Origin of the sequence: Streptomyces sp. DvalAA-43 (assembly GCF_900091725.1) — a bacterium.
Lineage (GTDB): Bacteria > Actinomycetota > Actinomycetes > Streptomycetales > Streptomycetaceae > Streptomyces > Streptomyces pulveraceus.
Genome location: NZ_FMBW01000043.1, coordinates 131,534 through 143,851, shown reverse-complemented (window position 1 = coordinate 143,851; position 12,318 = coordinate 131,534). Strand labels below are relative to the sequence as shown.

Sequence of the window (12,318 nt, the reverse complement as noted above, 5' to 3'; positions counted from 1 at the left end):
ATGATGTTAAGTGACCGGTCCGGTCCGCAATGAGGAGGGCACATGTCGGCAACCAGCGCGACGGAAACGTTCCGGGCCGCCCGGGACTTTCTGCTGAAGCACCGCGAGGACTACCACGCGGCCTACGAGGGCTTCAGCTGGCCCCGGACCGACCACTTCAACTGGGCGCTCGACTGGTTCGACGTCATCGCCGAGGACAACGACCGCACCGCCCTGCACATCGTGGAGGAGGACGGCGGCCGCACCGAGGTGTCCTTCGCCCGGATGTCCGCCCGGTCCAACCAGACCGCGAACTGGCTGCGCGCCCGGGGCGTGCGCGCCGGGGACCGGATCCTCGTGATGCTCGGCAACCAGGTCGAGCTGTGGGAGACCGCCCTCGCCGCGATGAAGCTGCGCGCCGTGGTCATCCCCGCCACCCCGCTGCTCGGCCCGGTCGACCTGCGCGACCGGGTGGAGCGCGGCCGGGTCCGGCATGTCCTGGTGCGGGACACCGACACCGCGAAGTTCGACGAGGTGCCCGGCGACTACACCCGGTTCGCGGTCGGCGCGGACGTGCCCGGCTGGCTGTCGTACGCGGGAGCCGACGAGCAGCCGGAGACCTTCGAGGCGGACCGGGAGACCGACGCCGACGAACCGCTGATGCTCTACTTCACCTCCGGCACCACCGCCAGCCCCAAGCTCGTCGAGCACACCCATGTCTCGTACCCCGTGGGCCACTTGTCGACGATGTACTGGATCGGGCTCAAGCCCGGGGACGTCCACCTCAACATCTCCTCGCCCGGCTGGGCCAAGCACGCCTGGTCGAACCTCTTCGCGCCCTGGAGCGCCGAGGCGACCGTCTTCATCTTCAATTACACCCGCTTCGACGCGGGCCGGCTGATGGCCGAGATGGACCGCTCGGGCATCACCAGCTTCTGCGCCCCGCCGACCGTCTGGCGAATGCTGATCCAGGCCGACCTCGCCCAGCTGAAGACCCCGCCGCGCGAGGTCGTCGCGGCCGGTGAGCCGCTGAACCCGGAGGTCATCGAGACGGTGCGGCGCACCTGGGGCGTCACCATCCGGGACGGCTTCGGCCAGACCGAGACCGCCGTCCAGGTCGCCAACACCCCGGGCCAGCTGCTGAAGGCCGGTTCGATGGGACGGCCCAGCCCCGGCTTCAAGGTCGAACTCCTGGACCCGGTCACCGGTGAGCCCGGTGCGGCCGAGGGCGAGATCTCCCTCGACCTGTCCGGCCGCCCGGTGGGCCTGATGACCGGATACCACGGCGACCCGGACCGCACGGCCGAGGCCATGGCCGGCGGCTACTACCGCACCGGCGACATCGGCTCGCGCGACGGGGACGGCTACATCACCTACGTGGGGCGCGCCGACGACGTGTTCAAGGCGAGCGATTACAAGATCAGTCCGTTCGAGCTGGAGAGCGCCCTGCTGGAGCACGAGGCGGTCGCCGAGGCCGCCGTCGTCCCCGCCCCCGACCCGGTCCGGCTCTCCGTTCCCAAGGCGTACATCGTCCTCGCGGAGGGCTGGGAGCCCGGACCGGACACCGCGAAGGTGCTGTTCGAGCACTCCCGGTCGGTCCTCGCCCCGTACAAGCGGCTCCGCAAGCTGGAGTTCGCCGAGCTGCCCAAGACCGTCTCCGGCAAGATCCGCCGCATCGAACTGCGTGAGCGCACGGCCCGGGGCGCCGGCACCGAGTACGACGAGGGTGATCTGCGATGAGCGAGCTCTCCTACGCGCACGGCACCGGCACCACGGCGCTGCTCGGCGACACCATCGGACGCAACCTCGACCGCGCGATTGAGGTGTTCGGCGACCGCGAGGCGCTCGTGGACGTCGCCTCCGGGAGGCGCTGGACCTACACCGAGTTCGGCGCGGCCGTCGACGAACTGGCTCGCGCCCTGATGGCGTCGGGGGTGGCGAAGGGGGACCGGGTCGGGATCTGGGCGGTCAACTGCCCGGAGTGGGTGCTGGTGCAGTACGCCACCGCCCGCATCGGCGCCGTCATGGTCAACATCAACCCGGCGTACCGCGCGCACGAGCTGGAGTACGTGCTGAAGCAGGCCGGGATCTCGCTCCTGGTCTCCTCGCTCTCGCACCGCACCAGCGACTACCGTGCCCTGGTCGGCCGGGTCCGCGCCAACTGCCCCGCGCTGCGCGCCGTGCACTACATAGGCGACCCTTCCTGGGGCGAACTGCTGTCCGCAGCCGGCTCCGTGACGGAGCGACAGCTCGTCGCCCGGGAGGCCGAGCTGTCCTGCGACGACCCGATCAACATCCAGTACACCTCCGGCACCACCGGCTTCCCCAAGGGCGCCACCCTCTCCCACCACAACATCCTCAACAACGGGTATTTCGTGGGGGAGTTGGTCGCCTACACGGAACAGGACCGGATCTGTCTGCCCGTCCCCTTCTACCACTGTTTCGGCATGGTCATGGGGAACCTGGGCGCCACCTCGCACGGCGCCTGCATCGTGATCCCGGGCCCCGCCTTCGAGGCCGCCGCCGTGCTCGCCGCCGTGCAGCAGGAGCGCTGCACCTCGCTCTACGGCGTCCCCACCATGTTCATCGCGGAGCTGAACCTCCCGGACTTCGGCGCCTACGATCTCTCCTCGCTGCGCACCGGCATCATGGCCGGATCACCCTGCCCGGTCGAGGTGATGAAGCGGGTCGTCGCCGAGATGAACATGGACGAGGTGTCCATCTGCTACGGCATGACGGAGACCTCGCCGGTCTCCACCCAGACCCGCCGCGACGACGACCTGGAGCGCCGCACCGGCACCGTCGGCCGGGTGATGCCGCACATCGAGGTCAAGGTCGTCGACCCGGTGACAGGAGTGACGCTGGAACGCGGCGCGACGGGCGAACTCCGCACCCGTGGCTACAGCGTGATGCTCGGCTACTGGGAGCAGCCCGAGCGGACCGCGGAAGTCATCGACGCCGGCCGCTGGATGCACACCGGCGACCTCGCGGTGATGCGGGAGGACGGCTACGTACAGATCGTCGGCCGGATCAAGGACATGATCATCCGCGGTGGCGAGAACGTGTATCCGCGGGAGATCGAGGAATTCCTCTACGGCCACCCGAAGATCGCGGATGTGCAGGTGGTGGGCGTACCGGACGCCAACTACGGCGAGGAGATCCTGGCCTGCGTCATCCCGAGGGACCCGGCGGACCCGCCGACCCTGGACGAGCTGACGGCCTACTGCCGCGAGCAGCTGGCCCACTACAAGATCCCGCGCCGGCTGCGGATCCTGGAGACCTTCCCGATGACGGTCAGCGGGAAGGTCCGGAAGATCGAACTGCGGGAGGGCTACGGCGAGTAGGACCGCGGCGCCCCGGGCGTCGTCAGGCGGCCTCGATGATGTCGCCGGTGACGCCCCGGGTAGCGGCCGCCCATTCGATCAGCAGTACCTCGTAGGCGGCGGACTCCACGGAGGACCAGTCCTGACCGGCCTGCGCGTCCACGAACGCCCGTATCGCCTCGTTCGCGCGGGCGGCGGACGAGGGAGCGGGCCGGGGCGTGCGAGGCCGGTCGTGGGGCGGGGCGTGCCGTGGAGTTAAAGCCATGAGCACTACCTTAAGGCCCGCCACTGACAGGGGGCCGAACATTTGTGGCCCCCTGGCCCGAACGTGACCGATTGCACTCACTGTTGCCGGTCGGCTCCGGTGAGCTGCCGGAGGTGTCCGGTGTGCGGGATCTCGCGCCGCATGCACACCCTCGGCCAGTGGTCCAGGCCGTGTTCCGCCTCCTGCGCCCTGATCTTCCGCAGCCCGTCGGTGAGTTCCGCCTCGTCGAGGGTGCGGAAGCCGAGACGGGCGTAGTACGGCGCGTTCCAGGGGACGTGGGAGAAGGTCGTGAGCGTGAGTGCGTCCAGACCCTGCTCGGCGGCCCAGCCGGCGAGGTGGTCGATGAGCGTGCTGCCCACGCCGCGCCGGGCGGCGGACGGGTGCACGGAGACCTGCTCGATGTGGGCTGCCCCGTCGACCGGGTCGGCGATCAGATAGCCGGCCGGTCGGTCGTCGGCGTCGACGGCCACCCAGGCCCGCCCGGCCCGGCGGTACTCGTCCAGCAGGTCGAGGGGCGGCGGATCGTCGTTGGCGATGGAGGACATGTCGAGCGTGTGGAACGGTTCGCCGGCGGCCCGCTCGATGTCCTGGAGCAGCGGGAGGTCGGTGCGGCGGGCGGTACGGATGCGCATACCGCCAGTATGTCGCCCCGGTGCGCGGCTCGGTTCAGGCCCCGGTGCTGAGCAGCTCGTCGGCCGGACTGTTGACCGGCCGGGGCGTTCCCGCCGGGTCCAGCACGAAGAGCGGCATGCCCAGGCCGTCCGCGCGTGCCGCCGCGTCCGGCGCGTACCCCGCGACGGAGAAGAAGACGCCGCCGACCGATGCGTTGAGCGCGTTGAGCCAGAGGCATTCGACGGCGCGCAGGGAGCTCGGGCGGGTGACCGTGTCGACCTGGGCGATGAGCCCGGTGGCCCGCAGATCGATCCGCGCGGGCGAGGGTTCCGGCGGCTGCGTGACCTCGCGGTAGCCCAGCCAGCTCAGATACCGGGCCGCGGTCGCGAGCGCGTCGCCCGCGCCGCGGATGGCGACGGCCCGGAACGCGGGCCGGGGCGCCGGGGTCGTGCGCGGCAGCGGGATGTGCGAGGGCCCGGCGGGGCGCGCCCCGCCCTCGGGACCGTCGTCGGGGGACGCCGGCCGGACCGGGACGCGCAGCACCGTTCCGCACGGGCAGCACAGCTCCGGCTGCGGCCACTGGTCCAGGCGCCCGCAGGCCGGGCAGCGCACCGTCACCCAGTCGTCGTTCCAGGTGCGGTGCGTGATCGGCACGACCGGGGCGCCGCGCAGCACGGGCGGGGCGGTGGGCGCGCCGCACGGGCAGGGGTAGGCCGGCGGGCTGTACGCGTGCGCGCGGCCGCAGGCCGGGCAGCGTAACGGCACCGACTCCACCATGATCACCCTCCGGCTCCGCTCCGAACCCCCATCGTCCACCAAGCGGGAGGTCCGGGGGAGGGAGTTGGCGCACTTCGTGGACCGGCGCGCGCACCCGGCGGTTCCGGTGCGCCGTCCCTTGACGGTCGTCGGGGCGCGCTTTAGATTGACTTCCGTATAACAGAATCAAGTTTCCGTAATGCGGAATTGGTGCTCTCAGGTGGCGCGACAGAGCCCGACTCCACCAGGTCCGAGCAGGAGTACCCAATGCCTCGAATGACCGCTGCCCGTGCGGCAGTTGAGATCCTCAAGCGCGAAGGCGTCAGCAACGCGTTCGGTGTGCCGGGCGCGGCGATCAACCCCTTCTACGCGGCCCTCAAGGCCTCCGGCGGGGTCCATCACACGCTCGCCCGCCACGTCGAGGGCGCCTCCCACATGGCGGAGGGCTACACCCGCGCGCGCCCCGGCAACATCGGCGTCTGCATCGGTACGTCGGGGCCCGCCGGTACGGACATGATCACCGGTCTGTACTCCGCGATCGCCGACTCGATCCCGATCCTCTGCATCACCGGCCAGGCCCCGACCGCCGTGCTCCACAAGGAGGACTTCCAGGCGGTCGACATCGCCTCGATCGCGTCGCCCGTCACCAAGGCCGCGACGACCGTCCTCGAAGCCGCGCAGGTCCCCGGCGTCTTCCAGCGCGCCTTCCACCTGATGCGCACCGGCCGTCCCGGCCCGGTCCTCATCGACCTGCCCATCGACGTCCAGCTCACCGAGATCGAGTTCGACCCCGATCTGTACGAGCCGCTGCCGGTGCACAAGCCCGCGGCGACCCGCAAGCAGATCGAGCGGGCCCTGGAGATGCTGAACGCCTCCGAGCAGCCGCTGCTCGTCGCGGGCGGCGGCATCATCAACGCCGACGCCTCCGGACTCCTGGTGGAGTTCGCCGAGCTGACCGGCGTCCCGGTCGTGCCCACCCTGATGGGCTGGGGCATCATCGCCGACGACCACGAGCTGAACGCGGGCATGGTCGGCCTCCAGACCTCGCACCGCTACGGCAACGCGAACTTCCTGGAGTCCGACTTCGTCCTCGGCATCGGCAACCGCTGGGCCAACCGCCACACCGGCAAGCTGGATGTCTACACCCAGGGCCGCACCTTCGTCCACGTGGACATCGAGCCCACCCAGATCGGCAGGATCTTCGCCCCCGACCTCGGCATCACCTCCGACGCCAGGGCGGCGCTGGAGCTGTTCGTCGAGGTGGCGCGCGAGCTGAAGGCGGCGGGCCGGCTGAAGGACCGCTCGGCCTGGGCCGCCTCCACGCAGGAGCGCAGGGAGGCCCTCCAGCGGCGCACGCACTTCGACAACGTGCCGCTGAAGCCGCAGCGGGTGTACGAGGAGATGAACCGGGCGTTCGGCCCCGAGACCCGGTACGTCACCACGATCGGCCTCTCCCAGATCGCGGGCGCGCAGATGCTGCACGTCTACCGGCCGCGCCACTGGATCAACTGCGGCCAGGCGGGCCCGCTCGGCTGGACCATCCCGGCCGCGCTGGGCGTCGCCACGGCCGACCCGGACGGCTCCGTCGTCGCGCTCTCCGGCGACTACGACTTCCAGTTCATGCTGGAGGAGCTGGCGGTCGGCGCACAGCACCGCATCCCGTACGTCCACGTCCTGGTGAACAACTCCTACCTGGGGCTGATCCGCCAGGCGCAGCGCAACTTCGACATCGACTTCCAGGTCAACCTGGAGTTCGAGAACCTCAACTCGCCGGAGCTCGGCGTGTACGGCGTCGACCACGTCAAGGTCGTCGAGGGCCTGGGCTGCAAGGCGATCCGCGTCACCGAGCCGGACCAGCTGCTGCCGGCCTTCGAGGAGGCCAAGAAGCTGGCCGCGGAGTTCCGGGTGCCGGTGGTGGTCGAGGCGATCCTGGAGCGCGTCACGAACATCGCGATGAGCGGTACGGACATCGCGTCCGTCAACGAGTTCGAGGACATCGCGACGGACCCGTCCCACGCACCGACGGCGATCCGCCCGCTCGCGGCGTCCTGACGGTCCGCAGGCGGCCTCCGGCCCCCGTCCCCGGTTCCCGGGGGCGGGGGCCGCGGCCGTTCTCCGGACCGTCGGCGTCCGGGACCGGTCCGGGGGCGGGCACGCGGAGAAGGGCGCGGAGCACGGGACCGTATCCGTACTCCGCGCCCTGGCACGGAAAGCACCGCGCAACGCGCCATCACGCAAGAGGGGCCGCGGCGGCGGCGATCGGGCCGGGAGAGCTCGTCCCCTTCAGGTCAGGGGGCGAGGAGGCATACCGGCCCTCACCACCGCACTGGCGTCGCACGACCGCCGCGGCCCCGTCCTGCCCGCGCCGCGCGACACCCCTCATCCGGGTGCGCGACGCGAGCAGGGCTTCGGGGGGTCAGTCCTCGCGCAGGGCGCGGACCGCCTCCTCCACGCGCTTGCCGTAGTCGGCGTCGGCGGCGTGGAAGTGGGCGAGGTTCTTCTCGATGACGTCGTCGCGGCTCACCTGGGAGAGACCTCCGGCGATGTTCGCGACCAGGCGCTTCTTCTCGTCCTCGGACATGAGCCGGTACAGCTCGCCCGCCTGGAAGAAGTCGTCGTCCTTGGTGTGGGCGGGCGCCGCGTGGGTGCCGGTCCAGCCGTGGATCGCGAGCGGGGCGGAGAGCGCGGCGTCGGTCTGGGCGGGGCCCGCGTGCGAGTTGGGCTCGTAGTTCTTGTCGTGGCGCGAGCCGTTGCGGGTGGCGTGCAGACCGTCGCGGCCGTAGTTGTCGACGACGGCCGTGCGCGGGGCGTTCACCGGCAGCTGGGTGTGGTTGACGCCCAGCCGGTAGCGGTGCGCGTCCGCGTAGGCGAACAGGCGGCCCTGGAGCATCTTGTCCGGGGACGGACCGATGCCGGGCACGAAGTTGTTCGGGGAGAACGCGGCCTGCTCGACCTCGGCGAAGACATTGTCCGGGTTGCGGTCCAGCACCAGGCGCCCGACCCGCTGGAGCGGGTAGTCGCTGTGCGGCCACACCTTGGTGAGGTCGAACGGGTTGAAGCGGTAGTCGGCGGCCTCGGCGGCCGGCATGACCTGCACGTACAGCGTCCAGGACGGGTTGACGCCGCGCTCGATGGCCTGGAGCAGGTCCGTCTGGTGCGAACTGCCGTCCTTGCCCGCGAGCTCGGCGGCCTGCTCGCTGGAGAGGGACCGCACACCCTGGTTCGTCTTGAAGTGGTACTTGACGAAGAAGGCCTCGCCCGCGGCGTTGGTCCACTGGTAGGTGTGCGAGCCGTAGCCGTTCATGTGGCGGTACGAGGCGGGGATGCCGCGGTCGCCCATCAGCCAGGTGACCTGGTGCGTCGCCTCGGGGGCGTGGGCCCAGAAGTCCCAGACGTTGTCCGGCTCCTGACGGCCCGTGAACGGGTCGCGCTTCTGCGAGTGGATGAAGTCGGGGAACTTGATCGGGTCCTTGATGAAGAACACCGGGGTGTTGTTGCCGACCAGGTCGTAATTGCCCTCGTCCGTATAGAACTTGAGGGCGAAGCCGCGGGGGTCGCGCACCGCGTCGGCGCCGCCCAGCGAGTCGGCGACGGTCGAGAAGCGGATGAACGTCTCGGTGCGCTTGCCGATCTCGGAGAGGAAGTCGGCCCGGGTGAAGGCGGTGATGTCGTCGGTCACCTCGAAGTAGCCGTACGCGCCGGAGCCGCGGGCGTGGACCACGCGCTCCGGGATGCGCTCCCGGTTGAAGCGGGCCAGCTTCTCCAGCAGGTGCTGGTCCTGGAGGAGGATCGGGCCACCGACACCGGCGGTGGCGGAGTTCTGGTTGTCGGCGACCGGGGCGCCTGACTCGGTCGTAAGCACACGCTGCGTCATGGTGTCGGGGCGACCTTCCGTACGGGAGCTGCTGAGCTGCTGAACTGAGACGGCTCGGGGCTCCAGGAGCGTAAGTACGCCCCGAACCCGACGTCAACAGTTTGTTGAATTTGCTGGCTGGTGTTCCGGACGGCGCCGACGCCTGGGCGCGACAGGACAGGTGTCAGCGCCGACGCCGTCCGGAAGTCTCCGGGGTGCCGGGCCGGTCAGGCCTGGACGGGCTGCCCCGACAGGCGCTCGACCGAGCGCAGCAGGGCCGAGTGGTCGAGCCCGCCGTCGCCCTGAGCGCGCAGCGAGGCGACCAACTGGGCGACCACGGCGCCGACGGGCAGTGCGGCACCGACATTGCGGGCGGCGTCGGTGACGATGCCCATGTCCTTGTGGTGCAGGTCGATCCGGAAGCCCGGCGCGAAGTCCCGCTTCAGGAAGTTGTCCTTCTTGCGGGTCAGCACGGTCGAGCCGGCCAGTCCGCCGTTCAGGACGTCCAGTGCGGCGGAGAGGTCGACGCCGGACTTCTCCAGGAAGACGACGGCCTCGGCGCAGGCCTGGATGTTGACCGCGACGATCAGCTGGTTGGCGGCCTTCACCGTCTGGCCGGAGCCGTGCGGACCGCACAGCACGATGGTCCTGCCCAGGGCCTGGAGGATCGGCTGGGCCGCGTCGAAGTCGGCCTGCTCGCCGCCGACCATGATCGACAGCACCGCCTCGACGGCACCGGCCTCGCCGCCGGAGACCGGGGCGTCGAGCACCCGGATGCCCTTGTCCTTCGCGTTCTTCGCGAGGTCCACGGAGGTCTGCGGGGTGATCGACGACATGTCGATCAGCAGCGCGCCGCGCTTCGCGTTCTCCAGGATGCCGTCGGGGCCGTAGGCGACCGCCTCGACCTGCGGGGAGGCGGGCACCATCGTGATGACGACATCGGCGTCCCGGACCGCCTCGGCGATCGAGCCCGCGCCGGTGCCGCCGGCCGCGACCAGCCGGTCCGTCTTCGCCTGCTCCAGGGTGTGACCGGTGACGTCGTACCCGGCCTTGATCAGGTTCTCGGACATGGGGGATCCCATGATGCCGAGCCCGATCCACGCGACCTTGGGGAGGTTGTTGCTCATGAGGGTGCCTTCCGATAAGCGTGTGTACGAGGGGGAGTTCGCCGCCCTCAGCGGGCCGCCCGCGCGGTGGCCGGGAGCCACTCGAAGGCCTCGGCGCTCGGCCGGTCGCCCGGCTTGTACTCCAGGCCGACCCAGCCGTCGTATCCGGCCTTCGTCAGCTCGTCCAGGAGCTGTTCCAGCGGGAGTGAGCCGGTGCCGGGCGCGCCGCGCCCCGGGTTGTCGGCGATCTGGACGTGACCGGTCTTCCCGGCGTACTCCGTGATGACCCGGCCCAGGTCCTCGCCGTTCATCGACAGGTGGTACAGGTCCAGCAGGAACTTCGCGTTCCCGAGCCCGGTCGCCGCGTTGACCTTGTCGACGATCGCGATACCGGCCGGTGCGCTCACCAGGGGGTAGCGCGGCGACTCCGGCTCGTTGAGGGTCTCGATCAGGAGCACCGCGCCGATCCGGTCGGCCGCGCGGGCGGCGAACACCAGGTTCTCCAGGGCGAGTTCGTCCTGTACGGCCGGGTCCACGCCGTCGACGCGGTTGCCGTACAGCGCGTTGAGCGCCGTGCAGCCGACCGAGGCGGCGAAGTCGGCCGCCACGTCGATATTGGCGCGGAAGCGGTCCGACTCCGTGCCCGGCACGGAGAGCGCGCCGCGGTCGGGGCCGGGCAGCTGCCCGGCGTAGAAGTTCAGTCCCACCAACTGTGTGCCCGCGTCGTCGAGCGCCTTCCTGAGGGCGTCGAGCTCGGCCGGCGGCGGGGTGGGGGTCTCGATCCAGGGCCACCACAGCTCGACCGCCGTGAAGCCGGCCGCGGCGGCCGCCGCGGGACGCTCCAGGAGCGGGAGTTCCGTGAAGAGGATCGACAGGTTCACATCGAAGCGCTGGTCCGGGTAGCCCATGAGGGTTCGGCGCTCCTTCCGTATTGCGGAAGTTAGTTTCTACGTAACGGAAGATTGCCCGGAGGTGTGGAAGCTGTCAAGGGGGTGCCCGGAATTCGGTCCCGGCGCCTTCGCGCGGGTTGTGCGAGGTGAGCCCCAATTGGGCCGGTTGCCGAGCGGGTCCGGGGCGGGCCAGGGTTGCCGGTGCGTCCGATGCAGCCGACCCCCACGCGAGGTGCCCCGCATGAACCACGCCACCAGCCGACGCGCCGTCCTCGGCGCGCTCCTCGCCGGTGCCGCCCTGTCGGCGGCTCCCGCACGGCCCGGCTCCCGGGAGCCCGTACCGGATCCGGCTCCCGTGGCCGCCCGGCGCCCGCGCACCACCGGGCGACTGCTGCTCGGCACGTACACCTCGGCCGAGGGCGGCGGCACCGGGATCGGGACGGCCTCCTACGACCCCGCCACCGGGGCGATCGCCGCCGGTCCCGTGATCACGGGCGTGGCCAACCCCTCGTACCTGGCCGCGCATCCCTCCGGCACCACGGTCTACGCGGTGGACGAACAGGACGCGGGCGGGGTGACCGCCGTGGCCCTGTCGGCGGACGGCGGCCACCGGGTGCTGGGGACGCGGAGCACGGGCGGGGCCGGGCCCACCCATCTGTCCGTCCACCCCACCGGACGGTGGCTGCTCTCCGCGAACTACACCTCGGGCAGCGTCGCGGTGCACCCCGTCCGGGACGACGGCTCACTGGGGGAGCGCACGGACCTGGTCACCCACACCACCCCGCCGCCCGGCCCCGGCCAGGACGGGCCGCACGCCCACCAGGTCATCACCGGCCCCGACGGCGACCACATCCTCGCCGTGGACCTCGGCAACGACACCGTGTACACGCACCGGCTGGACGAGATGCGCGGCACGCTCGGCGAGGTCTCCCGCGCGGCGCTGCGCCCCGGTGCAGGACCCCGGCACCTCACCTTCCACCCCGGTGGCCGCTTCGCCTACCTGGCCTGCGAGGTGGACAACACCGCGGTCGTCTGCGGCTACGACCCGGCCACCGGCACGCTCTCCCCGGGCGCCCCGCAGCCCACCGGGACCGGCGCGGGAACCAGCTATCCGGCGCAGTTCCTGGTCACCGGCGACGGCCGGTTCGCCTACCTCGCCAACCGGGGGCACAACAGCCTGACGCGCTACGCCGTCGAGGAGGACGGGGCCGTGCTGCGGCTGCTCGACACCGTGCCCGTCGGCGGCGACTTCCCCCGGCAGATCGCCTTCTCGCCCGACGGCGGGCTGCTCTTCGCGGCCAACCAGAGATCGAGCACGGTGACCGCCTTCCGGGTCGGCGCCCGCGACGGCGGCCTGAGCCGTGTCGGCCGGGCGTTCCCCGCGCCGGTCGCCGTCTGCGTACTGCCGGACCCGGGCGCGCCCCCGGCCGGGAACTGAGCCGGATCCGCCGCCCGACGGCCCCGGCGCGGGTCCGTTAGGGTCAGGCCCGAGCCGCGGGCCGTAAGGCCGCGTGGCGAACGCATGAGGGAGGCA

Annotated in this window: 10 protein-coding genes; 4 read left to right on the top strand and 6 right to left on the bottom strand. The window is 71.3% G+C overall.

Annotation, left to right across the window (positions count from 1 at the left end; all coding sequences use genetic code 11):
• The first annotated feature begins 42 nt into the window (after positions 1-42).
• Positions 43-1,719: an AMP-binding protein gene (locus GA0115234_RS15375; protein WP_093541936.1), complete on the top strand. Its 1,677-nt coding sequence runs from the start codon at positions 43-45 to the stop codon at positions 1,717-1,719.
• Positions 1,716-3,323, top strand: a complete 1,608-nt coding sequence (locus GA0115234_RS15370; protein WP_093541934.1) for an AMP-binding protein — start codon at positions 1,716-1,718, stop codon at positions 3,321-3,323. Before GA0115234_RS15375 ends, GA0115234_RS15370 begins: the two co-directional genes overlap by 4 nt.
• A gap of 22 nt (positions 3,324-3,345) precedes the next feature.
• On the opposite strand, the gene GA0115234_RS15365 is transcribed toward GA0115234_RS15370, so the two are convergent.
• The 3 genes from GA0115234_RS15365 to GA0115234_RS15355 all read right to left on the bottom strand — a co-directional run bounded on the left by GA0115234_RS15365 (position 3,346) and on the right by GA0115234_RS15355 (position 4,953).
• Positions 3,346-3,567: a hypothetical protein gene (locus GA0115234_RS15365; protein ID WP_093542387.1), complete on the bottom strand. Its 222-nt coding sequence runs from the start codon at positions 3,565-3,567 to the stop codon at positions 3,346-3,348.
• Between the two features lie 77 nt (positions 3,568-3,644).
• A complete protein-coding gene (locus GA0115234_RS15360; protein ID WP_093541932.1) occupies positions 3,645-4,199 on the bottom strand; it encodes a GNAT family N-acetyltransferase in 555 nt (184 codons plus the stop codon).
• A 34-nt stretch (positions 4,200-4,233) separates the two neighbouring features.
• Complete coding sequence (locus GA0115234_RS15355; RefSeq protein WP_093542385.1) at positions 4,234-4,953, bottom strand: hypothetical protein; 720 nt, start codon at positions 4,951-4,953, stop codon at positions 4,234-4,236.
• A gap of 258 nt (positions 4,954-5,211) precedes the next feature.
• On the opposite strand from GA0115234_RS15355, the gene gcl reads away from it, so the two are divergent.
• Positions 5,212-6,987: a glyoxylate carboligase gene (gcl, locus tag GA0115234_RS15350; RefSeq protein ID WP_093541930.1), complete on the top strand. Its 1,776-nt coding sequence runs from the start codon at positions 5,212-5,214 to the stop codon at positions 6,985-6,987.
• A gap of 364 nt (positions 6,988-7,351) precedes the next feature.
• Here gcl and GA0115234_RS15345 read toward each other — a convergent pair whose 3' ends face one another.
• The 3 genes from GA0115234_RS15345 to GA0115234_RS15335 form a co-directional block, all read right to left on the bottom strand.
• A complete protein-coding gene (locus tag GA0115234_RS15345; RefSeq protein ID WP_093541928.1) occupies positions 7,352-8,809 on the bottom strand; it encodes a catalase in 1,458 nt (485 codons plus the stop codon).
• 206 nt (positions 8,810-9,015) lie between these two features.
• Positions 9,016-9,915, bottom strand: coding sequence for a 2-hydroxy-3-oxopropionate reductase (locus GA0115234_RS15340; protein ID WP_093542383.1), 900 nt, complete (start codon positions 9,913-9,915; stop codon positions 9,016-9,018).
• A 47-nt stretch (positions 9,916-9,962) separates the two neighbouring features.
• Entirely contained in the window at positions 9,963-10,802 is an 840-nt protein-coding gene (locus GA0115234_RS15335) for a TIM barrel protein (RefSeq protein ID WP_093541926.1), read from the bottom strand.
• A gap of 223 nt (positions 10,803-11,025) precedes the next feature.
• Here GA0115234_RS15335 and GA0115234_RS15330 point away from each other — a divergent pair, with 223 nt between their 5' ends.
• Positions 11,026-12,222, top strand: a complete 1,197-nt coding sequence (locus GA0115234_RS15330) for a lactonase family protein (RefSeq protein ID WP_093541924.1) — start codon at positions 11,026-11,028, stop codon at positions 12,220-12,222.
• Positions 12,223-12,318 lie beyond the last annotated feature (96 nt).